At 59.7% G+C, this 24,197-nt stretch carries 17 protein-coding genes and 1 riboswitch; of the genes, 7 read left to right on the plus strand and 10 right to left on the minus strand.

Features of this window, described 5'->3' with window-relative positions; genetic code table 11:
• Nucleotides 1-23: 23 nt before the first annotated feature.
• The 5 genes from parE to HBN79_RS00890 form a co-directional block, all read right to left on the minus strand.
• Nucleotides 24-1,928, minus strand: a complete 1,905-nt coding sequence (gene parE, locus HBN79_RS00870) for a DNA topoisomerase IV subunit B (RefSeq protein ID WP_095000938.1) — start codon at nt 1,926-1,928, stop codon at nt 24-26.
• 51 nt (nt 1,929-1,979) lie between these two features.
• A complete protein-coding gene (locus HBN79_RS00875) occupies nt 1,980-2,588 on the minus strand; it encodes a YqiA/YcfP family alpha/beta fold hydrolase (protein ID WP_150628841.1) in 609 nt (202 codons plus the stop codon).
• A gap of 95 nt (nt 2,589-2,683) precedes the next feature.
• Nucleotides 2,684-3,499, minus strand: coding sequence for a 3',5'-cyclic-AMP phosphodiesterase (cpdA, locus tag HBN79_RS00880; protein WP_095000936.1), 816 nt, complete (start codon nt 3,497-3,499; stop codon nt 2,684-2,686).
• A gap of 114 nt (nt 3,500-3,613) precedes the next feature.
• Nucleotides 3,614-4,066: a DUF1249 domain-containing protein gene (locus HBN79_RS00885; protein ID WP_095026315.1), complete on the minus strand. Its 453-nt coding sequence runs from the start codon at nt 4,064-4,066 to the stop codon at nt 3,614-3,616.
• Nucleotides 4,057-4,674, minus strand: a complete 618-nt coding sequence (locus HBN79_RS00890) for an NUDIX domain-containing protein (protein ID WP_169916128.1) — start codon at nt 4,672-4,674, stop codon at nt 4,057-4,059. Before HBN79_RS00890 ends, HBN79_RS00885 begins: the two co-directional genes overlap by 10 nt.
• 223 nt (nt 4,675-4,897) lie before the next feature.
• Between HBN79_RS00890 and HBN79_RS00895 the strand changes: the two genes are divergently transcribed.
• Complete coding sequence (locus HBN79_RS00895) at nt 4,898-5,644, plus strand: RsiV family protein (protein WP_095023821.1); 747 nt, start codon at nt 4,898-4,900, stop codon at nt 5,642-5,644.
• 105 nt (nt 5,645-5,749) lie between these two features.
• Here the strand turns inward: HBN79_RS00895 and cytX are convergent, their stop codons facing one another.
• Both cytX and thiC read right to left on the minus strand, forming a co-directional pair.
• A complete protein-coding gene (gene cytX, locus HBN79_RS00900) occupies nt 5,750-7,021 on the minus strand; it encodes a putative hydroxymethylpyrimidine transporter CytX (protein ID WP_169916129.1) in 1,272 nt (423 codons plus the stop codon).
• 140 nt (nt 7,022-7,161) lie between these two features.
• Nucleotides 7,162-9,051: a phosphomethylpyrimidine synthase ThiC gene (gene thiC / locus HBN79_RS00905; protein WP_095000933.1), complete on the minus strand. Its 1,890-nt coding sequence runs from the start codon at nt 9,049-9,051 to the stop codon at nt 7,162-7,164.
• A 154-nt stretch (nt 9,052-9,205) separates the two neighbouring features.
• Nucleotides 9,206-9,311, minus strand: a riboswitch (TPP riboswitch).
• Nucleotides 9,312-9,483: 172 nt separating this feature from the next.
• Between thiC and HBN79_RS00910 the strand changes: the two genes are divergently transcribed.
• Both HBN79_RS00910 and HBN79_RS00915 read left to right on the plus strand, forming a co-directional pair.
• Entirely contained in the window at nt 9,484-10,920 is a 1,437-nt protein-coding gene (locus HBN79_RS00910; protein ID WP_095017688.1) for a TolC family outer membrane protein, read from the plus strand.
• A gap of 113 nt (nt 10,921-11,033) precedes the next feature.
• Nucleotides 11,034-15,716 carry a DUF6543 domain-containing protein gene (locus tag HBN79_RS00915; protein WP_169916130.1) on the plus strand — a complete coding sequence of 1,561 codons (4,683 nt, stop codon included), beginning with the start codon at nt 11,034-11,036 and terminating at the stop codon, nt 15,714-15,716.
• Here HBN79_RS00915 and waaA read toward each other — a convergent pair.
• Nucleotides 15,713-16,990, minus strand: coding sequence for a lipid IV(A) 3-deoxy-D-manno-octulosonic acid transferase (gene waaA / locus HBN79_RS00920; RefSeq protein ID WP_095017690.1), 1,278 nt, complete (start codon nt 16,988-16,990; stop codon nt 15,713-15,715). The two genes, HBN79_RS00915 and waaA, sit on opposite strands and share 4 nt — an antisense overlap.
• Before the next feature lie 145 nt (nt 16,991-17,135).
• On the opposite strand from waaA, the gene HBN79_RS00925 reads away from it, so the two are divergent.
• The 4 genes from HBN79_RS00925 (at nt 17,136) to HBN79_RS00940 (ending at nt 20,575) form a co-directional block, all read left to right on the plus strand.
• On the plus strand, nt 17,136-17,468 hold the full coding sequence (locus HBN79_RS00925; protein WP_095000929.1) for an SMR family transporter: 333 nt from the start codon (nt 17,136-17,138) through the stop codon (nt 17,466-17,468).
• 124 nt (nt 17,469-17,592) lie between these two features.
• Nucleotides 17,593-18,768 (plus strand): FAD-dependent oxidoreductase, encoded by a 1,176-nt coding sequence (locus HBN79_RS00930; RefSeq protein ID WP_095017691.1) that lies wholly within the window; start codon nt 17,593-17,595, stop codon nt 18,766-18,768.
• Entirely contained in the window at nt 18,765-19,577 is an 813-nt protein-coding gene (locus HBN79_RS00935) for an aldo/keto reductase (protein WP_169916131.1), read from the plus strand. Before HBN79_RS00930 ends, HBN79_RS00935 begins: the two co-directional genes overlap by 4 nt.
• Before the next feature lie 41 nt (nt 19,578-19,618).
• Nucleotides 19,619-20,575 (plus strand): metal ABC transporter ATPase, encoded by a 957-nt coding sequence (locus HBN79_RS00940; protein WP_095000926.1) that lies wholly within the window; start codon nt 19,619-19,621, stop codon nt 20,573-20,575.
• A 109-nt stretch (nt 20,576-20,684) separates the two neighbouring features.
• On the opposite strand, the gene hldE is transcribed toward HBN79_RS00940, so the two are convergent.
• Both hldE and msbA read right to left on the minus strand, forming a co-directional pair.
• Nucleotides 20,685-22,106 (minus strand): bifunctional D-glycero-beta-D-manno-heptose-7-phosphate kinase/D-glycero-beta-D-manno-heptose 1-phosphate adenylyltransferase HldE, encoded by a 1,422-nt coding sequence (gene hldE, locus HBN79_RS00945; protein WP_095000925.1) that lies wholly within the window; start codon nt 22,104-22,106, stop codon nt 20,685-20,687.
• Between the two features lie 167 nt (nt 22,107-22,273).
• Nucleotides 22,274-24,082: a lipid A export permease/ATP-binding protein MsbA gene (gene msbA / locus HBN79_RS00950; RefSeq protein WP_095000924.1), complete on the minus strand. Its 1,809-nt coding sequence runs from the start codon at nt 24,080-24,082 to the stop codon at nt 22,274-22,276.
• Nucleotides 24,083-24,197: the final 115 nt, after the last annotated feature.

Raw genomic sequence — 24,197 nt, forward strand, 5'->3', positions numbered from 1 at the left:
CAAGCCCAGCAAGGCACTGCGCATCAGGCCAGCACCTGCGCCAGGTTGCCTTTGGATTCGAGCCAGGACTTGCGGTCACCGGCGCGTTTCTTGGCCAGCAGCATGTCCATCATTTCTGACGTGGCGGCGAAGTCTTCAAGAGTGAGTTGCACCAGGCGACGGGTGTTCGGATCCATCGTGGTTTCGCGCAGCTGTGGCGGGTTCATCTCACCCAGCCCCTTGAATCGTGTGACTTGCGGCTTGCCGCGTTTTTTCTCGGCGACAAGACGGTCAAGAATGCCGTCGCGCTCGGCTTCGTCCAGGGCGTAGAAGATCTCCTTGCCCAGGTCGATGCGGTACAGCGGCGGCATCGCCACATAGACGTGACCGGCATCCACCAGCGGGCGGAAGTGCTGCACAAACAATGCACAGAGCAAGGTAGCAATGTGCAGGCCGTCGGAGTCGGCGTCGGCAAGGATGCAGATCTTGCCGTAACGCAACTGGCTCATATCGGCCGCGCCCGGATCGACACCGATGGCCACAGCGATATTGTGCACTTCCTGGCTCGCCAGCACTTCGCTGCCGTCGACTTCCCAGGTGTTGAGGATCTTGCCGCGCAACGGCAGGATCGCCTGGAACTCCTTGTCCCGCGCCTGCTTGGCCGAGCCGCCTGCAGAATCACCTTCCACCAGGAACAGCTCGGAGCGCATAGGGTCTTGCCCGGCGCAGTCCGCCAGCTTGCCCGGCAAGGCCGGCCCCTGGGTAATGCGCTTGCGTTCGACCTTTTTACTGGCCTTGAGCCTGCGCCCGGCGTTGTTGATCGCCAGTTCGGCCAGTTGCATGCCCAACTCGGGGTTGGCGTTGAGCCACAGGCTGAAGGAGTCCTTGATCACGCCCGAGACAAATGCCGCCGCCTCACGGGATGACAGACGCTCTTTGGTCTGACCCGAGAACTGGGGTTCCTGCATTTTCATCGACAGCACGAACGCAATGCGCTCCCACACATCTTCAGGCGCCAGCTTGACACCCCGCGGCAGCAGGCTGCGGAACTCGCAGAACTCGCGCATGGCATCGAGCAAGCCCTGGCGCAGGCCGTTGACGTGGGTACCGCCCTGGGCCGTAGGGATCAGGTTGACGTAGCTTTCCTGAACACTGTCGCCGCCCTCGGGCAGCCACAGCAAGGCCCAGTCGATGGCTTCCTTGTTACCGGCCAGGCTGCCGCAGAACGGCTCGTCGGGCAGGCGTTCAAATTCGCTGACTGCATCGACCAGATACGAGCGCAGGCCGTCTTCGTAATGCCACTCGACCTTTTCGTTGGTATTTTTGTCTTCGAACGTAACCAGCAGCCCCGGGCATAGCACGGCCTTGGCCTTGAGCACGTGCTTGAGGCGGCTGACGGAAAACTTGGGTGAATCGAAGTATTTCGGGTCCGGCGCGAAGTATACGCTGGTGCCGGTGTTGCGTTTGCCCACGGTGCCGATAATTTCCAGATCGGTGGCTTTATAGCCATCGGCAAAGGTCATCTGGTACTCGTTGCCGTCACGCTTGACCTTGACCCGCACCAGCGTCGACAGCGCATTGACCACCGAGATGCCCACGCCGTGCAGGCCACCGGAGAACTGGTAGTTCTTGTTGGAGAACTTGCCGCCCGCGTGGAGCTTGGTGAGGATCAGTTCGACGCCCGGCACACCCTCTTCAGGGTGGATGTCCACCGGCATGCCGCGCCCGTCATCGCTGACTTCCAGCGAATGATCGGCGTGCAGGATGACGTTGACCGACTTGGCGTGACCGGCCAGGGCCTCGTCGACGCTGTTGTCGATGACTTCCTGGGCCAGGTGGTTGGGCCGGCTGGTGTCGGTATACATGCCGGGGCGTTTGCGCACCGGGTCGAGGCCCGAGAGGACTTCGATGGCGTCGGCGTTATAAGAGCTAGCGCTGGGAGTGGCCATAGGGTCTCGTCGTTAGTCGTAAGTGAAAAAAAGGGCCATTCGACGGGCGCCTTAAAGGGCCGCGAAGTCGATGGTTTCAAACTGTTCGGCGCCGATCCCTGCAAAGTTCAGCAAGTCGGGCAGCTGCTGGGCAAAGCCCTGATAACTGTGATCACCGCCCGCCTCAATACGCAACGTACATGCCGCGTAGTACTGTTCAGCGTAGCGGTAGTCCAGGGTTTCATCGCCTGTCTGCAACCACACCTGACAACGCTGCGCGTCCTGAGGGGCTGGCACTTCAAGTTCTGCCAGCGCCTGCACGTGATCGAGGGTCAGTTCCCAGGTTTCGCCGCTGTAGTGATTGGTTTGCGTGCCCAGATAGCCGTCGAACATCCGGTGCGGGCTGACGGCCGGATTGATCAGCAAGACCTTGAGGCCGTATTGGCGGGCCAGCCATGTCGCATAGTAGCCGCCGAGCGAGCTGCCGACCAGCAATGGGCTGCCAAGCTCACTGATTACGCCCTGCAATTGGGCAATGGCCTGGCGCGGATGATGGTGCAGGGCAGGCACCCGCAGTTGCCCGCCAAGGCCCATGCCGTGCATAGCCGACGTCAACTGCATGGCTTTCTTGGACTCGGGGGCACTGTTGAACCCGTGGATATACAAGATGGAACCTGACATGCGATGACCCCCGAAGACCCGTTAAGCTGAACACAGCAACAATAAAGGCGCGCAGTTTAGCCTGACTCAGGGGCAATGACTCGCTTCAAGATAATTCAGTAATTGTTGGCGCTGTAATCCGGCTCAAAGGTGAAATCCGCCAGGCGCGACACGCCGGTTTGCAGAGTGCCGTCCGGTTGCAAGCGCAGCCAGCGATAGCCCGGTGCCTCGCCGCTGACCTTGAAGTCTGGGCTGCCCACCGCGAACTGGATGCAGGTAGAGGGCGTGGCCAGCAATCGAACGTCGTTGCGCTGCTGGTCGAACGCCTGATGAACATGCCCCCACAGTACCGCCCGGGCCTGGGGATAACGGTCCATGACCGACCAGAATTCTTTGGCATTGCGCAGACCGATCGGCTCCAGCCACGGGCAGCCCACCGACACCGGGTGGTGATGCAGGCACACCAGGTGATGGCGATCGGGGGCTTCGCTCAAGGACTGGGCCAGCAATTGCAACTGATCGTCCTCCAGGTAACCGGGGGTGGAGTGGGGAACTGCCGAGTTGAGCAGCGTAATGCGCCAATTGCCAATATCGACCACCGGCTCCAGAAGACGGCTTTGCACGGCCGCTTCACGCATCTGCGCAACTTGATCGTGGTTGCCGGGGATCCAGCGGCCAAAGGGTGCCAACGGCGCGGTCAGTGTGCGAAAGCGTTGATAAGCCTCGACACTGCCGTCCTGGGTCAGATCACCAGTGGCCAGCAGGCCGTCAATATGCGGCTGCTCGGCCTGCACCAGATCAATCACTTGTTGCAGGCTTTGCGCGGTCTTGAGCCCCAGCAGCGAGCCATCCGCTTCTGCAAACAGGTGGCTGTCAGAGAGCTGCACCAGCAGCACCGGGTCTTCGGTGGTCAGCGTGGATACATTCGGCAAGGTGGCTCTCCCGGGGAGGGTCAGTGAATGGCGCGATTATGCCATTGAGTATGGCCATTATGGGAGTAAGCGCCTTGATCCAGAGGCCAGTTTTTTGGTGCGCTTGCCAGGATTTCAGCGCACTTCTGCGTACTCATGGCCACAGGCCAGGCAATGACTTAGCCACTCACCCAAAAACACATTGAGCTGGGCCTTTTCGTCGGGCTGGTGCATGGCGATATTGGGGTAGGGATAAATGCTGCGAAAACGCCGCGCATGCTCGGCCGCGATCACTTCGGCCATGCGCGCATCGTGATACACCTGCACCTGCAATTGAGGCACCGGCAACCACGGCAAGCTGTGCTCCTGGCTGACACGCAAGGTGCTGGTGTACGGGCAATCGAGGATCACCTCCAGCGTCAGCACGCCCAGCATCTGATCGCCCTGGGTCACGGCAATCTGGCGCGGGCCGGGTTGCTCGCGCATTTCGGGCAACAAACGCATCAGACGCGCATAGTTGGCCTCGCAAGCGGCCTGCAGCCCGATCAGATCGACCCGATAACGATCGCGAACCCCATTTACGACCATAACCCCCTCACTTCAGAGCGATTAAGCGCCAGCCATTGCAGGGCAATAATGCTCGCTGCATTGGAAATACGCCCATCACGTACTGCTTGCAGCGCATCTTCGTACGCCCATACCGTTACACGAATATCTTCTGCCTCTTCCTCCAGACCATGCAAGCCCCCGACGCCCTCAGTGCTGCAACGCCCGAGATAGAGATGAACAAACTCGGTGCTGCCCCCCGGCGACGGGAAGTAGCGAGTGATCGGCCACAACGACGAGAACGTCAGCCCGGCCTCTTCCTCACCTTCACGGTGAGCCACTTCCTCGGGCACTTCAGCCTTGTCGATCAGCCCGGCAACCAGCTCGATCAGCCAGGGCGTGTCAGTCTTGCCCAGGGCGCCGACGCGGAACTGTTCGATCAGTACCACTTCATCACGCTGCGGGTCGTAGGGCAGCACACAGACTGCATCATGTCGTACAAACACCTCACGACTGATCTCGCGACTCATGCCTCCGGCAAAGAGTTCGTGTCGCAGATGCACCCGATCAAGCTTGTAAAAACCCTGATAACCGTTCTCGCGCTTTACGATCTCGACGGTGCTTGGCCTGGCCTTGGTGATGTCAGTCATTACAAACCCCTTGCTGGCGAATTTCACCGTGGGCGGACCCTCGGCATCGCGCATCCTAACGCGCCAGAGACTGCGGATGCAGCCTCTTTTCTAACACGGGGATAGACGGATCGCCTGCAAAACAACTCTAATTGGCTCTACATAAGCTTAGTGGCGAACCGATGCCCATGCTGGCAGTCGAACCACCATCACTCCCCCACTCTTCCGACGATGAAGGACGACCATGTCGCTTTTAAAGTTTGCTTCCATGACTTGCATCGCCCTGACCCTGGGCGCTTGCCAAAGCGTGTTCCAGCCTGCGGTGCAAAAGCCGTTGGCGTTTGCCAATGACGCTTCTGAGCAAGTCAAGGCAGGCTGCACCGGCCAGGAATGCCCGCTGGTGAACATCGATACACTGCATTTTCCCGACGCCCCCAAGCTCGATGCGCTGATCGAAAATCGCCTGTTGCGAATGACCGTCAATTCGCCTGAGGACAAACTGGCGCCCTCGCTCAACGCCTATCGCGAACACTTCCTGCGTACGGCCGACAGCCGTAACAGCACTTATTTGCAGGCCAAGGTACGCGAGCAGCATGACGGTCTGGTGATTGTCGAGCTTTCCAGCTACCTGGATACCGGGGGCGCCCATGGCATGCCGGGCCGCGGCTTTATCAACTACTCGCGCTCACAGCAAAAGGACGTGACCCTGCAGGACATGCTGCTGCCGGGCCAGGAACAGGCTTTCTGGGGTGCAGCCAAAGTGGCTCACAACAACTGGCTGATCAGCAGCCATTACGGCAGCGATCCGGAGTTCGTGAAAAACTGGCCGTTCGAGAAAACCCCGCATGTGGCGCTGCTCAAAGACAACGTAGTGCTCAAGTACGACGTGTACAGCATTGCGCCGTACTCTGAGGGCCATGTTGAGTTGAAGATTCCGTACTCGCGTTTGAACGGGATTTTAAAGCCAGAGTGGTTTCCGGGTCGCGGGTAACGCCAACCGCCCCTGTGGCAGCGGGCTAGCTCGCGATGGGATCGATACGGTTTCACTGGAAAACCGCGTCGCCAGCATCGCGAGCAAGCCCGCTCCCACAGTGTGCTAGGCCGTTTTTGACCCGCGCCCCAACAGCCACTGCAACCCGCCGGCCAGCAACAACGCGGGCAATGTTGCGCCTACATCCGGCAGCACGTTCGCCAGCAGGTGATAGGTCAGCACCCCGCCCAGCCAGGCCAGCAGCGTCGGCCAGCGCCACAACTCAGGCGCAACCCGGGCACTGCGCTGGCGCAGGATAAAGTGATCCACCAGCACCACGCCGAACAATGGCGCGAACACCGAACCAATCAGCAACAGAAAGTTCTGGTACTGCGCCAGCGGCGCAAAGCAGGCGATCAAGGTGCAGACCACGCCGATGGCCAGGGCCAGATGCTCGACTTTCAAACGCAACAGAATCCCGCCTGACACCGCCGCCGAGTGAATATCGGCAAATGCGTTTTCCGACTCATCGAGCAAAATCAGCAGCAGCGGAATCCCCAGCCCGGCCCCTGCCAGCGCCAACAGCAGCGCATTCACTTCACCACTCGGGGCGAATGCCAGGGTGTAAGCCACGCCCAGGCTCATCAGCCAGAAGTTACCGATAAAGAAGCCCAAGGCCGTGCCGCCGAACACGTTTTGTGCACGCTTGCCGAAGCGTGAGTAATCCGCAATCAGCGGCAACCACGACAGCGGCATGGCAATGGCAATGTCAAAACCCACTGCGAACGGCAGCGAACCATCGCCTTTTTGCGCCCACAGCGCTGGCAGATCGGCTTTGGCAAACAGGTTCCAGGTCAGCCATAGACAGGCCGCCAGCAGTAACCAGATACCCCATTTGCGCAGAATCTTGCGCACAAAGGTCAATGGCCCGCTCACCGCAAGCAAGGTGGCCAAGGCGCCGAACAACAGCGTCAGCAACAGGGGGTTGCTCAACAGGCTGCCTTCGCCAAAAGCCCGGGCGCCAAGCAGGCTGGCTGCGTCGCGCATCACGATGATTTCAAACGAGCCCCAGCCGATCAGTTGCAGCACGTTGAGCATGGCCGGGAGCATGGCACCGCGGCTGCCCAGGCTGAGCTTGAGCGCAGCCATCGACGACAGGCCGGTATCGCTGCCAATCACACCGACCGAAGCCAATAGCGACACGCCTACCAGCGTGCCGAGAAAAATCGCCAGCAATGAACCCGACAGTCCCAGCCCCGGCGCAAGCAACGCGCCGGTCTGCAACACCATCAGGCCAATGCCGAGGGAGAACCACAGGGAGAACAAATCGCGACCGCCGAATGCACGCCGATCCAGAGGGACAGCAAGGTCGGGAGAGTAAGTACCGGGTGTGTTCAAGGAATGAATCCCACAAAGAGAAAACCGCCTAAAAAACCTGTGGGAGCGAGCTTGCTCGCGATGCAATCAACTCGGTGCAGCTGAATCACCGAGGTGCTGCAATCGCGAGCAAGCCCGCACCCACAAGGGGACTGCTTACATCACACTTTTTTGTACAGCTGACTGCCTTCCTGCTTGAAGCGCTCGGCCTGTTCGGCCAGGCCTTTGGCCACATCCACGTCGATGGCATCTATGCGCTGGTTGGCGGCGTAGATACGAACTTCCTGGGTGATTTTCATCGAGCAGAACTTCGGCCCGCACATGGAGCAGAAATGCGCGACCTTGGCCGAATCCTTGGGCAGCGTTTCGTCGTGATAGGAGCGCGCCGTGTCCGGATCCAGGCCCAGGTTGAACTGATCTTCCCAACGGAACTCAAAACGCGCCTTGCTCAGGGCGTTGTCGCGGATCTGAGCGCCTGGATGACCCTTGGCAAGGTCGGCAGCATGGGCCGCGATCTTGTAGGTGATGATCCCGGTCTTCACGTCATCCTTGTTCGGCAGGCCCAAGTGTTCCTTGGGCGTCACGTAGCAAAGCATGGCGCAACCGAACCAGCCGATCATCGCCGCACCAATGCCCGAGGTGATGTGGTCGTAACCCGGCGCAATGTCGGTGGTCAGCGGGCCGAGGGTGTAGAACGGCGCCTCGTCACAGCACTCCAGCTGCTTGTCCATGTTCTCCTTGATCAACTGCATCGGCACGTGGCCAGGGCCTTCGATCATGCACTGCACGTCGTGCTTCCAGGCGATCTTGGTCAGCTCGCCAAGGGTTTCCAGCTCGCCGAACTGCGCCGCGTCATTGGCGTCGGCAATCGATCCCGGACGCAAGCCATCGCCCAGCGAGAAGCTGACGTCGTAGGCTTTCATGATTTCGCAGATTTCGTCGAAGTGGGTGTAAAGGAAGTTTTCTTTGTGGTGCGCCAGGCACCACTTGGCCATGATCGAACCACCACGGGACACAATCCCGGTCACGCGCTTGGCGGTCAGCGGCACATAACGCAGCAGCACACCTGCGTGGATGGTGAAGTAGTCCACGCCCTGCTCGGCCTGCTCGATCAGGGTGTCGCGGAACAGCTCCCAGGTCAGGTCTTCGGCCACGCCGTTGACCTTTTCCAGCGCCTGGTAAATCGGCACCGTACCAATCGGCACCGGCGAGTTGCGGATGATCCACTCGCGGGTTTCGTGAATGTGCTTGCCGGTGGACAGGTCCATGACCGTGTCCGATCCCCAGCGAATGCCCCAGGTCAGCTTGGCCACTTCTTCTTCAATAGAAGAGCCCAGCGCACTGTTGCCGATATTGCCGTTGATCTTCACCAGGAAGTTGCGACCGATGATCATCGGTTCCAGCTCAACGTGGTTGATGTTGGCCGGGATGATGGCGCGGCCGCGGGCGATTTCATCACGCACGAATTCGGCGGTGATTTCTTTCGGGATGCTCGCGCCAAAGCTGTGGCCCGGATGCTGCTGGTCAAGCAAACCGGCGGCGCGGGCTTCCTGCAGCTTCATGTTTTCGCGGATGGCGACGTATTCCATCTCGGCGGTGATGATGCCCTGACGCGCATAGTGCATCTGGCTGACGTTGGCACCGGCCTTGGCCCGACGCGGGTTCTTCACGTGGGCGAAGCGCAGTTTGGTCAACTCTGCATCTTCAAGGCGCATCTGCCCAAAGTTGGAGCTCAGGCCCGGCAGGCGCTCGGTGTCGTCACGGTCGTCAATCCACGCCGAGCGCACATCGCCCAGACCTTTGCGCACATCAATTTGCACCGACGGGTCGGTATACGGGCCCGAAGTGTCGTAGATCAATACCGGGGCGTTCACTTCACCGCCAAAATCGGTAGGTGTGACATCCAGGCTGACTTCACGCATCGGCACCAGAATGTCCGGGCGCGAACCCTGTACGTAGACTTTTTGCGAGCGGGTAAACGGCTTGACCGACTGCTCATCGACCTTGGCCGAATCACTGAGATTGATCGCGTTTTTTGGTTTTGTACTCATCACGGCTCTCCAGACTGCATCCAGGCGGATTGTCGGAGGGAGAACCTGAAAAATGTACGGATGCACCCAAGGACTGGGTGCTGAGTGACGGCCTCGAATGATTGATCATTTTTTGACCAATCAATCCCGGACAGCACTCAAGAGGACTCGCCGGGAGACGAGAAATCTTGTTCCCTACGCAGGCGTTAACCTGATCAGGTTCAACGGGATCCGAAATTATTCGATCTCAGCCTCATAGCAAGGCACCCCGACAAGAACGCGCCCAGTCTAGAGAAGAGTGAGGCAGAACGCCAACCCCTCAATCAATGGCGTGATAAAAGGCGCAAGAACGGCATTGTTGCAAGGTGCCACCACTACTACACTCGCTACTTCTTGAAACCGCGAGTCGGACTCGGGCTTTCATTTTTCGCATTCTTGAACTAGGGATCGCTCATGCTGCGCAAACTATCACTGGCTATCGCCGTGTCTTGGGCGTCCAGCGCAATGGCGCTGGAAACCACCGCCCCATTGTCCAGCCAAAACGGTCTGGTCAGCGTTTACCACGAAGCGGTCGACAACAACGCCGACCTGGCGGCGGCCCGCGCCGGTTACGAGGCGCAAAAGGAAGTGGTGCCCCAGGCCCGTGCTGGCTTGCTGCCCAACCTGTCAGGGGGGGCCGAGTCGAGCAACGTGCGCACGGCCATCGACCAGCCATCGCTGACCACCACCCGCAGCGCCGTGGTCTATCAGGCCACGCTGGCACAGCCGATTTTCCGGATTGACCGCTGGTTCCAGTTGAAAGCCGCCGAATCGATCAACGAACAGGCTGCACTGCAACTCTCGGCCACCGAGCAAAACCTGATTCTGCAAAGCGCCAATGCCTACTTCTCGGTACTGCGCGCCCAGGACACACTGGCGGCGACCAAGGCCGAAGAGGCCGCGTTCAAGCGCCAGCTGGACCAGTCCCGCGAGCGCTTTGACGTGGGTCTGTCGGACAAGACTGACGTGCTGCAATCCCAGGCCAGCTACGATACGGCGCGGGCCAACCGGATGCTGGCCCAGCGTCAGGTCGAAGACGCTTTTGAATCGCTGATCACCCTGACCAACCGCCAGTACAATGCGATTGAAGGCATGCGTCACACCTTGCCGATCCTGCCGCCGATGCCCAATGACGCCAAGTCATGGGTAGACACCGCCGCGCAGCAGAACCTCAACCTGCTGGCCAGCAATTACGCAGTAAACGCCGCCGAAGAAACTCTCAAGCAGCGCAAGGCTGGCCATGCGCCAACCCTCGATGCCGTGGCACAGTACAAAACCGGCGACAACGACGCTTTCGGTTTGAGCAACCCCAACGCCCTGAACCAGCGTTACGGCGGCGACGTGTCCCAGCGCAGCATCGGCGTGCAGTTGAATATCCCGATCTATAGCGGCGGGCTGACCAGCTCCCAGGTGCGCGAGTCGTACTCGCGCCTGGACCAGACCGAACAACAGCGTGAAGCCTTGCGCCGCCAGGTGGTGGAAAACACCCGCAACCTGCACCGTGCGGTCAATACCGACGTTGAACAGGTGCAGGCACGCAAACAGTCGATCATCTCCAACCAGAGCGCACTGGAAGCCACGGAAATCGGCTACCAGGTGGGCACACGCAATATCGTCGACGTGCTCGACGCCCAGCGCCAGCTGTACAACTCGGTACGTGATTACAACAACAGCCGCTACGACTACATCCTCGACAACCTGCGCCTCAAGCAGGCTGCAGGAACGTTGAACCCGGGGGATCTGGAAGCGCTGTCACATTATTTGAAAGCCGACTACAACCCGGACAAGGACTTTCTGCCACCGGACCTGGCCAAGGCCGCCGAAGCCAATCTGCGCTCGCCGGGCAACTGACTTTCGCGCAATTTGATTGGCTGACATATCCAGCTAACACCGTTCCTTGAACGCTCCAGAAGTTAATACGGCATCGGTCGTATGACCTTCTGGAACGCAACACAGGAACGCTCATGCCTACAGTCCCCTCGCCCTCCCTCGCCCTGCCCGAAAATGCCGTACGGGCACAGTTCGCCAACCCGCCCCCACTCACAACGGTCGCCCGGCAAATGCTCGCAGCGGCCATTGCACAGCGCTATCCCTCACTGCGAATCAGCCTCGAACGCACCCGCCTGGCCGTGCCCAGGCCCGGTGGAGGCTGGTCGCTGGAGCCGTTCATGCCCCGGGTGCTGGATTACCTGGGTAGCGGTGTCACGCTGGATTTAAGCCCCGTCAACACACAACCCTACTACCTGACCGATAACGCCCCCGACTGGCTCAAGCCCGATGACGGTGAGCTGGATATGCAGGTTATCGAAAGCCTGGTCAAGGAGCTCCCCTGGCGCCTGCCCGTCGGACTGCAGAATGCACTGCACCAGTGGTGGACAAAAAAAACCGATACCGGCACCAGCCGCTGGCGGTGGCTCAGCGATGTGATGCGGGACACCCTGACAATTGGTGCAATTCGGCAAACCGGTCTGAACCCGGCCGCCCTTGCTGCCATCAACCAGATCATCACCACGCCTGACCTCGAAGAGCGTATCCGCCTGTATGGCGAGAACGCTGTGCGCGCCTATTGGCTCGAAGCCACCCTGCTGAATCCTGAGGTGGTTTACTCCGGGCTCAATACAAGGATTGCTCTGGTCACCCGAAACCAGGTGCTGATGTGCAAAGCTGACGGCGACACCCTCACCTTTAAAAGCATGGCCACACTGGGTCAGGCCTGGGCCAGGAAAATCATCAGCTCGTACACCGTAAAAGAAATTCGCATGAAGCAATTTGAGCTGGAGGGTAATTTTTTCGATGCCAGCGCCGCCGCCATTCTGAACCGGCAACTTGAACGCACAGCCACGCTAAAAGTGCCGTCCAGTATCGGCTGGCAGGCACTGCAAAGGGTTTACAGGTCCATCACGGATACCTCGGCATACTTTGCCGACGCGCCCAAAGCCACCTTGCAGAGCCTTACAACGGTCAAAAACCACTTGCCCGAATGGCTGAATAACGCGTCAGCGGCCAGCATCGCACGCTATCGCCATTACAGCCTTGCCCTGTATGCCGCCAAACAGGCCAGCGAAGGCAAGACCTACCTGTATGGCATCAGCGACATCCACACCTATGCCGCCGACGCGTTGCACTGGCAAATGCGCGCCGACCAGCGACAATTCGAGCAAGATATCCCCATGCAAGAGCGCATGGATCAGTTTGCACCCAATGATATCGAGCTGACTTTTCTGTCCGCCACCGGCCTGCCCGGGACCATCGGCATCGTGGAGAGCACCACCATGAGCCTGACCGAGCTGTCCCTGAAAAATCTGATCGGTCGGCCCGAAGGTGCACTCAGCCTGCGCCATCGCCTGGGGGAGCCACTGCCAGGATGGTTGACGCCCGACTACATCACCCGACGCGGCGGGCTGATCGAAAAGGTCGATATCGGCAGGGTGTACCCCAAGTATCTTGAAAACGCACTGTTGAGCAACACACCCGACGCCCTGGTGCGCGAAAGGTTTTTCGCCACTCAAACCAGCGTGCAACTGCCGATGGAAGCGCTGGAACTGAGCCTGAAAAAACAAAATGGCCTGACCCCGCTGGGCGCCCGCCATGTGGCCGCAGTGGTACACACCTGCGCCGCTGAGCAACAGGTCGAAGGACTGGCAGTGGTCATTCGTCATTTGGCCCTGCTACGCCACCCCGAAGCCCTGCCCGACATTGTGGGCAACATGTTTATCATCGAGCCGGCCAACGTCGAGTATGGGCCACATGTGCTGTACCGGCCTTTTTACTCGCCATCACTGCTGGAGTTCAGCACCCGCGACGCACTGCTGGACGCCATTGTCGAGCCCTCGCCTCTGCAAACCAGCGTACTGACCTGGTTGAGTGACATTGCCCGTCCGATCTACGACAACGGCGGCTTCAAGGAGCCACATTACCTGCGCTTCGGTTTGGGCAGTGAGTTCGCTCCGATTGAACGGCCGGGTCCTGCCAGGCTGGCCACCAACGGCAGCGACGAGTTACTGCAATTTCTACAGAACGGCCAGTTGATGCAGTACCTCTTTGGCTGTAATGCCAGGGCGCTGGTGGAGCAGGCGAACACAGATTCGGTGTCCAATACGGAAAGCCGCTGGGGGGTGCTACTGGAAGGTGGCAGCCTGATTTTCAACAGCCTGTTGCTGCTGCCGGGCTTGCCACCCCCCATCATGCTGACCGGCGGTTTGCTGAGTGTCGCGAAACTGGCCAGCCAGGACATCCCCGCTCTTGCCAGCAGTGACGCCGCGACTCGCGAGCTGGCAGCCGCCGATGTATTGCTTAACCTGGGCATGTTGCTGTTCCACCAGTCCCAGACGGCTCTGCAGAAACTCACACCACTTCCAGAAGGGTTAATGAGCAAGGCCTTGCGAGCGCAGGCGCCGGCCCGTATCGCCGAAATCTGGCCGGAGCCGGAGCCGCCCAAAATTGTCACGGGCATCGTGGCCCTGCCCGGCGAGTTGCCTGGTGCCCGCAGCACCGAGCTGGAATTGGGCATCGCCAGCGCCAGCGATCGCCTGACTGCCAGCAGACGCGAGCTGTTGGCCAGTTTCAAGGTGGCGCGACCCGAAACTTTACCGCCTCCGATACCCGACGGCCTGTTCAAGGGGCTTTATTTAATTGATCAGAAGTGGCACGCCTTGCTCGGTGAAGGGCTGTACCCCGTGCACATCGACAGCGAAGATAATGTCGCCATCTCTTCAAGCACCGATATCAATCGCATTGGCCCGAACCTGAGAACGGATGGTAAAGGTAATTGGTTTGTAGACACCCGCCTGCGTTTACAGGCTGGGGGCCTCTCCAGACGCATAGCGTCCCTGCAAGCGCAAAAAGCCCGGCGTAAAAGTGAACTGCAAACACAGCTGACTGACTTTTACCCCCTTGAAGCTCCGCGGCAGAAGGCCGTTGATATCACCCACAGCGCCCTGAGAAGTGCAATGGCAGACCCACGCTTCACTGCCGAGCAGCTCGCCGCTTTACGCGAGAGGCTCAAAACCGCACTGCACGCGGAGTTGAGCGGTTACCAGGCATTGCTGGCCACTGCCGAGGAACGCAGCAAGCTTGATATCCCCTTTCACGAAACGATCGTGATTTCCATGCTGGAGAAGTCCTTCGACAACCGGATCATCTCCCTGGTTGTCTCGGCAAACGAACAAAGAGCCCTGATCAACAAGTGGCCGCAGTTCAATGCAGAGGACGCTGATATCGAGGCCGCGGTACAGGCAGACCCCCAGGGGTATGCACAGTCAAACCGCGAGCAGGTGGCAATCAACGAGATCACGATAGAACGTATCGAGCAAAGAGACGGCTATCTGGAGCAGTTGTACAACTTCGGCGAAGCGGGCATCGCTGCCGCTACCGAACTGGCCCGCTCAATACCTGCGGCCGGACATACCAGCCTGACTCTCAAGGGTTTTCAGCTCGACTGCCTGAAACAGGCCAGCTCCACCCCCTCCGCAAGCAGTCTCACAGAAGAAAGCCTTGATAGCGCCATTGACCCGCTCAATGAGCACACCCACACCCATAACCAGCTCAATACTCTGGAAATCGACGCTGACAAACGCCTGGAGGTACTGGACAGCCTCGCGGAGAACTACGGCCAGGCGCTGGATGCCCTGGAAGGCATTGGCTTGATGTATGCCGATGAACTGGATCCCGAGTACTTCAAAAAGCTTCGTCTGTTGCTGACAGAGCTCTATCAGGATGTCACCCGCCAACTGGCGGCCGAGATCAAGCCGCCCCCGCAGCCCCCCGCACAAAGACCTGGAAAGCGCACACCACCTGCCGCTGGCAGTCGCTCCAAAAAAGTGATTCATGTCCGTGGCAAGGGCAAATTGATCGGCGAACTCCGGCCCGCAGACAACGAATGGCTGAGTGATGTCATTGAAATCCGCTCAGACTATGACGAGCAATTACTGTCGACTTATTTGCAGCACGAGGACGAATGGATCGAGATTAAAACCGTGCGCACTGAATCACCGCGCACACGGGCACTGAATATCATCAAGGGTGATGCGCGCAAACTTTACGCCTTGTCCGAATGGCATCTGCACAAGGCCACAGTGCACAGCATGAGTACCCGCTACCCGCAGGAAGTCGAGGAAGAACTCATTCGCGAAGCCAATAAGCTCGACAAGCTGGCCACTGAACTGCACTTGGCCCTGCAGACCCAAGCCGAGGATTCAAGGTCCCAGGACGATCAGACCCTGATCGACAGCATGCGCAGTGCTGCCCAAAAAATGATCAGGGAAGGCAGGGAGATGCGCATCAAGTTGAGCTTCGAACTGCCGCCGACCCATGGCAACCTGCAGTACCTGATTGATGAGAAACAGGTCCAGATAGCGGGGCTAGGCAAGCGCATCCCGTTAACCGGTGAGCGGCAGGACTATATGCAGGAGTACGCCGTCAACGACCGCCAGGGCAGCCCGCTGTGGTATGCCCATTTTCACTATGACGAGGCCCATACCCCGAAAGCGAACTACACGGCCGCTCACTTGAAGACAAAAGAGCAGCGAAAATTCAGCTACATCGTCCAGCTGGACAAGGCTAAAACTGCCCCTGCCATCGTAAACGTGCATCGCGGCCAGATTGGTAAAGACCTGGCCGAACGCTGGTTTCTGCCACTGGCCGACTAGCGCGACATCAACCGTCCCAGGCCATCGAGCAACCGCTGCAAGGCGCCCTGATTGCGCTGCATGACTTTAAGGCCCGCCTGGCCCATGCGCCGGGCGTCTTGCGGCAACTCGAACAAGCGCTGTACCGCCAGCGCCAGCCCTTGGGCGTCGTCCACTTCTTCCAGTGCTCCGGCGTCGCGCAGCATCGCGCTGATTTCCAGAAAGTTGAACAGATGTGGCCCGCTCAACACCGGTTTGGCCAGCGCTGCCGGTTCCAGCAGGTTATGTCCGCCATTGGGAACCAGACTGCCTCCCACAAAAGCGGTGTCTGCCAGCGCGTACAAAAACAGCAATTCACCCATGGTATCGCCCAGCATGACCTGGGTACTTGCGGTGACCGGCTCGCCACTGGAACGGCGCACCGTGGCAAACCCTTCGCGCTGGCACAGCTCGAATACCTGATTGAAGCGCTCCGGGTGCCGAGGCACCAGCATCAGCAACGCATTGGGGTAATGGCCAAGCAATTGCCGATGGGCCGCGAGCACAATCTCGTCCTCCCCCTCGTGGGTGCTGGCTGCAATCCATACCGGGCGAGCCAGAGCCTGCCACTGCTCACGCAGCTCCCGGGCATCGACCAGCAGCTGGGGGTCGATGGTCAGGTCAAACTTGATCGAGCCGGTGACCTCAACGCACTCAGGTCGCGCACCCAATTGACGAAAGCGTTCGGCTTCGGTTTCGGTCTGCACGGCAATCAGGCTCATTTCTTCCAGCATGGGCCGGGTCAGGCGGGCGAAGCGGCCATAGCCTTTGGCCGAGCGTGCCGACAAGCGGGCATTGGCGAGCGCCACCGGTATGCCGCGCTTGGCACACTGATGGATATGATTGGGCCACAACTCGGTTTCCATGATGACCGCGAGTTTGGGTTGCACGCGATTCAAAAAGCGCGCGGCCGCCCACGGCAAGTCGTAAGGCAGGTAGCAATGCTGAATACGCGGCTCATTCGCGAACAGCGCCTGGATCCGCTCGGACCCGGTGGGTGTCATACACGTCACTGTGATTGGCAGCTGTGGGTAACGTTTTAGCAGCTCACGAATCATCGGCGCGGCAGCGATGCTCTCGCCCACCGAGACCGCATGCACCCAGATCCCCCCCGGCTGCAGGGTCGGCAGATTCAAGGCGAAACGCTCACCAATACGCCGGGCATAAGCGGGCGCCTTGCGCGCCCGCAGCCACAATCGAATCGCCACCAGTGGCAGCCCCAGATGAAACAGCAAGGTGTAGAGAGTTCTATTCATGGGTGCGGAGTTTACTTGAAAAAGTATTCACGATGATGGCACCGAATACTCCCTACCCTGTCGCAACCAGAACGCACTACACACTTTCACAACTACTAGAATGCCTTGCTGCTAAATTGCCCCGCTCCACACTCAGGACTCCACCATGAACGCCTACTATTACCTGGCCATTGCCATTTGCGCCGAAGTCATCGCCACCGTCTCCATGAAAGCGATCAAGGGTTTCAGTACACCGCTGCCGCTGATCCTGGTGATTGCCGGTTACGCCACGGCATTCTGGATGCTGACCCTGGTGGTGCGCACCATTCCCGTGGGCGTGGCTTACGCGGTGTGGGCGGGTATGGGCATTGTGATGGTGAGTGTCGCAGCGCTGTTTATCTACGGGCAAAAACTCGACATCCCGGCCATGCTCGGCATGGGCCTGATTGTGCTGGGGGTGGTGGTGATTCAACTGTTCTCGAAAACAGCGGGGCATTGAATCCAGCAACGAAAACACCACACCTCGTTCCTTCGGCAGCTGCTACGCAGGTTTACAGGCTCAGGCCAGGTTGTGGATCAGGCTGTATACTTGCGGTCTTTGTCTTTAAACGCCGAGGTCGCCCATGCCATCTGTTATTTCCACCGACGTGCTGATTGTCGGCGCTGGGGTTGCCGGCCTTTGGCTCAATGCCCGCCTGCGTCGCCAGGGCTTCTCCACGATTGTGGTCGAGCGTGAAAGCCTGGGGGGCGGGCAGAGTGTGAAATCTCAAGGCATCATTCATGGCGGCGCCAAATATGCGCTGCACGGTGCCCTGACCGGGGCGTCCGAAGCCATCGCCGATATGCCGCGCCGCTGGCGCGAAGCCCTTGCCGGCGACGGCGAACTCGACCTGAGTGGTGTGCGCCTTCTTTCCGAAGCCCATTACCTGTGGTCGCCGGGCACCCTCGCGGGTAACCTCACCAGCTTTTTTGCCAGCAAGGCCGTGCGTGGCCGCGTCGATCAGGTCAAGGGCGACCAGTTGCCCCCGGCCCTGCAAGATCCACGTTTCAAAGGCAAGGTGTATCGCCTGGCGGAGCTGGTAGTCGACGTCCCGAGCCTGATCGAGCGTCTGGCGGAGTTGGCGGGGGATGGCCTGCTGGCCGGGCAGGTGATTGAGCCGCTGTTTGACAACGACGAACTGATTGGCCTGCGGGTCGACGGTCTGGAGATTCACGCCCAGCGTATTGTGTTCAGTGCAGGTGGCGGCAATGCCGAGCTGCTGGCCAGTGTCGGCATCAGCGTTCCGGCCCAGCAACTGCGCCCGCTGCATATGGTGCTGGTCAAGGGGCCCAGCCTCAAGCCGCTGTACGCCCACTGCCTGGGCGGTGGGCCCAAGCCACGCATTACGGTAACCACTCACCCCGCGGCCAATGGCGAGTGGGTGTGGTATCTGGGCGGTGATATCGCCGAAGCCGATGGCGTGGCCCGCGAACCTGCCGAGCAAATCGCCGTGGCGAAAAAAGAGCTGGGCAACCTGCTGCCCTGGGTTGACCTGAGCCAGGCGCAGTGGGCCACGTTGCGGGTCAACCGTGCCGAGCCTGCGCAGTCGGGGCTGGTACGCCCGGACAACGCTTTTCTCTCGGACCAGGGCCGTCTGCTGGTCGGCTGGCCGACCAAGCTGGCACTGGCACCGGACTTCTCTGACCGGGTGCTGCAAGCGCTGGAGCACGACGGAATCAAACCGGGCAATGCTCCGGCCCTCCCTCCGCTGCCACGTCCACCCCTGGGAAAAACCGCGTGGGAGCAACTGTTGCCATGAGCCGGCCAACCCTGCACGACTTCCATCGCCCGCTGGGCAGTACCGGCCTGCTGGTTTCGCCACTGGGGCTGGGCACCGTCAAGCTGGGCCGCGACCAGGGGGTCAAGTACCCCAGCGGCTTCAAGATTCCGGATGATAACGAAGCGCAGATGCTGCTCAAGCTCAGCCGCGATTTGGGCATCAACCTGATCGACACCGCCCCCGCCTATGGCCGCAGTGAAGAACGCCTTGGCCCGCTATTGCGTGGTCAGCGCCAGGACTGGGTGATCGTCAGCAAGGTCGGCGAAGAGTTTGTCGACGGCCAGTCGAGTCATGATTTCAGCGCCGCACATACCCGGCGCTCGGTGGAACGCAGCCTGCAACGTCTTGAAACGGACTTTATCGATCTGGTGCTGGTGCACTCTGACGGCAATGACCTTGCGGTTCTCAATGAGTGCGAGGTCTACGAGACCCTGGCCGAACTCAAACGCGAGGGCAAGATTCGCGGTTTCGGCTTGTCGGGCAAAACCGTTGAAGGAGGGCTCAAGGCCTTGGAAACCGGTGATTGCGCGATGGTCACCTACAACCTCAATGAACAGGCCGAGCGGCCGGTGATCGATTACGCCGCGGCCCACGGCAAGGCCATTCTGGTTAAAAAGGCGCTGGCCAGCGGGCATGTGTGCTTGAGCCCTGGGGTCGATCCGGTGCGCGCCAGCTTCGAACTGGTGTTTGGCCATCACGGGGTTGCCAGTGCTATTGTCGGCACCATCAATCCGCTGCATTTGGCCCATAACGTGGCGACCGTTGCGCAGGTTCTGCGTAAAACCTGAAGCCGCCGACGCGGCCGACCCCGACGCAAGGAGGAGCCGACATGCCGCGCATGCTGATCCGCAAGAACCCCAGCGACTTCAAAACCCTGCCGTTATTTGTCGAAGCCACGCCAGAGGGCTTGAGCTATCAAAGCATCGGCATGCCGTTGAACTTCGCGCAGACCCTGCTAAAGCGCCGCCCGGTCAAGGTTGCCGATAATGAGCGTTTTTCGCTGGAGCTGGCCAACCTTGGCGTATCCGTGCGACTGACCATGAGTTGGCAAGGTCGCGACTACTGGGTGCTGGTACGTCAGCGTCGTCAGGATCGGGGCGATGTGGTGCTCAAGCTGATCTCTGGTTACGTGCCAGCCCACGAGGTCAGCCTGCCCCTGCACACAGCCATCCAGGAGATTGCCGAAGAGTGCCTGCTGGAAACCCCCGAAGGCTGGCTGAGCGGGCGGTTCAATGAAACATGGCTACCTGCGCCCTACGCCGCCGCGCTGCATTACCGCGAGGCCATGCCCTTTCGCCTGACCCCCCTGTCCGGTGCGACCCGGCCTGTAAGCTGTGGCAGCCAACCCTTGCTGGAGCGGCCACGGACCTACGTGCACTTGCCGACAGCATCGCTGCAACTGATTTACGACCTGCGTCTGGAAGTGCCCAAAGAGGCCAAGTCCCTGAGCCTTTTCCATGTCGAAGAGCGGCTTGAAGGGGATCAACTGGTAGCGCGGCTGGACCGCAAGCGCCCGGATCTTTACCTGATCCCACTCACGGAAGGCCGGCCCTGCGCCGAGTTATACACCCTGAGCAAAGACCGCCTGCAACCTGCCAGTACCCGTGGCGTGCGGCTGGCCGAGAGCTTTGCACCGCAGGACGGCTGGGTGGTCCATGACGAGCGGATTCGCTGGAAGGATTGGGTTCGGCAACAGGGTTTAACCCCGCCCAAACCCGAGTCACGGCTCAAGCGCCTGACCGGCAAGGCGCGGCAGATTTTCAGGAAGGTGGTGAAAAAGTCTTAGATTCAAATGTGGGAGCGGGCTTGCTCGCGTTCAGACAACTCGGTTTTTCAGTTACACCGAGTCGACCCGATCGCGAGCAAGCCCGCTCCCACAGGGGGTGTGCGGTCGATCACTGACCGCGAATTTTCTCGACAATAGCTGTGGTCGAGCTGTTTTCAACCAGCCCCAACACTTTAACCGTACCGCCATAGGCGGCCACGATATCGGCGCCAACCACCTGATCGATGCCGTAATCACCGCCTTTGACCAGCACGTCAGGCTTGACCTGAGCCAGCAGATTTTCCGGCGTGGCTTCAGGAAAGCTGATCACCCAGTCCACGGCGCCCAGACCGGCCAGTACCGCCATGCGACGGTCCACACTGTTGATCGGGCGACCCGGGCCTTTGAGGCGGCTCACCGATGCATCATCGTTGACGGCAACGATCAAACGATCGCCCTGGGCCCGCGCTTGCTCCAGATAGGTCACATGCCCGGCATGCAAAATATCGAAACAACCATTGGTGAAGACGATTTTTTCGTTGTGCGCCCGCGCATCTTCGATGGCCAGCAACAGCTGATCAAGGCTCAGCACACCACGCTCCGACCCTTCTGAGCGCTGGATCGCCCGGCGCAGCTCCGGCGCGCTGATGGCTGCCGTACCCAGTTTGCCGACCACAATACCCGCCGCCAGATTGGCCAGGGCCACGGCGTGGGGCAGTTCCTCACCGGCAGCAATGGCTGCGGCCAGGGTTGAGATGACGGTATCGCCAGCCCCTGTTACGTCAAACACTTCTCGGGCACGGGCCGGCAGGTGCATGGCGGCAAAGCCCGGACGCAACAGGGTCATGCCATGTTCGCCACGGGTCACCAGCAAGGCACCCAGATCCAGATCTGCCATCAGCTTGGCGCCCTTGGCCACCAGGTCGGCCTCGTCGGTGCAACCACCGACGATGGTTTCAAACTCACTGAGATTTGGCGTAATCAGGCTGGCGCCACGGTAGATCGAGAAATCCTTGCCCTTGGGATCGGCCAGCACCGGAATGCCCCTGGCACGTGCGGCCTGGATCAGCACCTGATGGTTTTTCAGGGCACCCTTGCCGTAGTCGGACAGCACCAGCACCTTGATGCCTTCAAGCAGGTTTTCAACTTCAGCACCCAACGCCAGGGCGTCGGTGGCAAACGGTTCTTCGAAATCGATACGCAGCAATTGCTGGTGACGGCTCATGACCCGCAGCTTGACGATGGTCGGCTGGTGCGCAATACGCTGGAACAGTGCACGAACACCCGCACCCTTGAGCCGGTTGGCCAGGCTGTCGGCGGCTTCGTCGTCGCCGGTCACCCCCACCAGCGAGGCAGGCGCGCCCAGTGCAGCGATGTTGAGCGCAACGTTGGCAGCGCCGCCCGGGCGGTCTTCGATTTGCTCGACCTTGACCACCGGCACCGGCGCCTCAGGGGAAATCCGTGAGGTCCCGCCATGCCAATAACGGTCGAGCATGACATCGCCTACCACCAAGACAGGGGCTTGATCGAATCGCGGCATGGACAACTTCATGGACAACCCACATACAAAATGAACAGGGGCGCGATATTAACACAGGGTGAACGCAGGTCAGTTCACGGTATTAATCGCAGCGAATGAGAATCAGACATGAGCTACAAGACTCAAGATGAAGATTCCCCGTGGAGGCAGGCCTGCCTCCACAGGTATCAGTATAGGCCTCAGGCGATATCGCCGGAGACCTCAGGCGCATCAAGCCCCATCGAGTGCAAGCGTGCGTAGTAACCGTTTTGCGCCATCAGCTCGGCATGGGTACCGCGCTCGACAATCTGGCCCTGATCCATCACCAGAATCAGATCGGCTTTCTCGATGGTGGTCAGCCGGTGAGCGATCACCAGCGTGGTGCGACCTTTCATGACGTGGTCGAGTGCCGCCTGGATATGGCGCTCGGACTCGGTATCCAGCGCCGAGGTGGCCTCATCCAGGATCAGCAGCGGTGCGTTTTTGAGTAACGCCCGGGCAATTGCCAGACGCTGACGCTGACCGCCGGAAAGCAGCACGCCGTTCTCACCGACCTGGGTGTCCAGGCCTTGTGGCAATTGCTCGATAAAGTCCATCGCGTAAGCATCACGCGCGGCTTTTTCGATGTCGGCACGCGGGGCACCCGCCAGGTCACCGTAGGCAATATTGTTGGCCACGGTATCGCTGAACAGGGTCACATGCTGGGTTACCTGGGCAATATGACGGCGCAGGTTGAGCAGACGGTAATCTTCGATTTCAACACCATCGAGCAGAATTTCGCCCGCTGTGTGGTGATAGAAACGCGGAATCAGGTTCGCCAATGTCGACTTGCCACTGCCGGAACGCCCCACCAATGCCACCATTTGCCCCGGTTCGGCCGAAAAGCTCACGTCCCTGAGCACCTGACGGTCGGTGTCCGGGTAGGTGAAGCTCAGATTGCGCACTTCCAGACGGCCAGTGACGTGGTCGCGCTCAACAGTGCCGGTATCGACCTCCGGTTTCTCATCCAGCTGTTCAAAGATGCTTTCGGCACCCGCTACACCCTTCTGGATCGTCGAGCTGACTTCAGACAGCTGACGAATCGGCTTGGGTAACAGGCCGGCCAGGGTGATGTAGGCGATCATGTCGCCAGGCGACGAGTCACCACGAAGGTAAAGCACCAGGAACATCAGGATGCCCATAGCTACATAGATGACCAGTTGCAGCATCGGGGTATAGATAGCCCCGGTGCGGGTCATGCGCAGTTGCTTGTCGGTGTTGCTCTGGCTCGCCTGCAGGAAGCGCTTGCGCTCATACGCCTCACCGCCAAAGCTGCGCACAACGCGGTAGCCCTGGATGGTTTCCGAGGCAACGTGGGTTACGTCACCCATCGCCACCTGAATCTTCTTGCTTTGCTTGCGGAATTTTTTGCTGGCTGTGCTCACCATGACCGCAATCAGTGGCAAGATCGCGACCATAACCAGCGTCAGGCGCCAGTTCATCCACAGCAACGAGCCAAACAGGAACACGACTGTCATGCCTTCACGGATCACCACCTTGATCGCATCGGTGGCAGCACCGGTGACCATGGTCACGTTGAAGGTAATACGGGAGATCAGATGGCCCGAGTTGTGCTTGTCGAAATAGCGGTTGGGCAAGACCAGCAGGTTGTTGAACAGCTGAACCCGCAAGTCGTGTACCAGGCCCAGGGAGACCTTGGCCAGGAAGTAGTTGCCCAGGAAGGATCCCAGGCCCTGCCATGCGGCGATCAACACAATCAGGATCGGCACGACCTGCAACAGGCGCAGATCACGCAGATAGGGAACGGAAGGAAACAGCACTGCGTCCGGATTGGACAGGCCATCGACGAAATACTTGAGGATGTAACCAAGCATTGGCTGGGTCGAAGCGAAAATAAGAAACCCGACGATACTCAGCAGGAACAGGCCGACATAAGGCCGGACATAGCTGAGCAGGCGCAGATATATCTTCAAGCTCGATTCGCTTGTGCTGGGGCTGGATTCGGTCATATCACGCGGCGGTTAGTAAAAAAGGAAGCTGACTTTATCACAGCTTCTCTGGTGTACTGACTGCCGCTTGTAGCCCGGCCTCGTGGGGCAGTAAAAACGACACTACAGGGCCAGT

The sequence above is a fragment of the Pseudomonas sp. WS 5051 genome, from assembly GCF_012985715.1.
Lineage (GTDB): Bacteria > Pseudomonadota > Gammaproteobacteria > Pseudomonadales > Pseudomonadaceae > Aquipseudomonas > Aquipseudomonas bubulae.

Excerpts from the sequence above, each read along its gene's own strand:
- parE (WP_095000938.1), bottom strand. The coding sequence starts at position 1,928 with ATGGCCACTCCCAGCGCTAGCTCTTATAACGCCGACGCCATCGAAGTC.
- HBN79_RS00875 (WP_150628841.1), bottom strand. The coding sequence starts at position 2,588 with ATGTCAGGTTCCATCTTGTATATCCACGGGTTCAACAGTGCCCCCGAG.
- HBN79_RS00885 (WP_095026315.1), bottom strand. The coding sequence starts at position 4,066 with ATGGTCGTAAATGGGGTTCGCGATCGTTATCGGGTCGATCTGATCGGG.
- HBN79_RS00890 (WP_169916128.1), bottom strand. The coding sequence starts at position 4,674 with ATGACTGACATCACCAAGGCCAGGCCAAGCACCGTCGAGATCGTAAAG.
- HBN79_RS00895 (WP_095023821.1), top strand. The coding sequence starts at position 4,898 with ATGTCGCTTTTAAAGTTTGCTTCCATGACTTGCATCGCCCTGACCCTG.
- thiC (WP_095000933.1), bottom strand. The coding sequence starts at position 9,051 with ATGAGTACAAAACCAAAAAACGCGATCAATCTCAGTGATTCGGCCAAG.
- HBN79_RS00910 (WP_095017688.1), top strand. The coding sequence starts at position 9,484 with ATGCTGCGCAAACTATCACTGGCTATCGCCGTGTCTTGGGCGTCCAGC.
- HBN79_RS00915 (WP_169916130.1), top strand. The coding sequence starts at position 11,034 with ATGCCTACAGTCCCCTCGCCCTCCCTCGCCCTGCCCGAAAATGCCGTA.
- waaA (WP_095017690.1), bottom strand. The coding sequence starts at position 16,990 with ATGAATAGAACTCTCTACACCTTGCTGTTTCATCTGGGGCTGCCACTG.
- HBN79_RS00925 (WP_095000929.1), top strand. The coding sequence starts at position 17,136 with ATGAACGCCTACTATTACCTGGCCATTGCCATTTGCGCCGAAGTCATC.
- HBN79_RS00930 (WP_095017691.1), top strand. The coding sequence starts at position 17,593 with ATGCCATCTGTTATTTCCACCGACGTGCTGATTGTCGGCGCTGGGGTT.
- HBN79_RS00935 (WP_169916131.1), top strand. The coding sequence starts at position 18,765 with ATGAGCCGGCCAACCCTGCACGACTTCCATCGCCCGCTGGGCAGTACC.
- HBN79_RS00940 (WP_095000926.1), top strand. The coding sequence starts at position 19,619 with ATGCCGCGCATGCTGATCCGCAAGAACCCCAGCGACTTCAAAACCCTG.
- hldE (WP_095000925.1), bottom strand. The coding sequence starts at position 22,106 with ATGAAGTTGTCCATGCCGCGATTCGATCAAGCCCCTGTCTTGGTGGTA.
- msbA (WP_095000924.1), bottom strand. The coding sequence starts at position 24,082 with ATGACCGAATCCAGCCCCAGCACAAGCGAATCGAGCTTGAAGATATAT.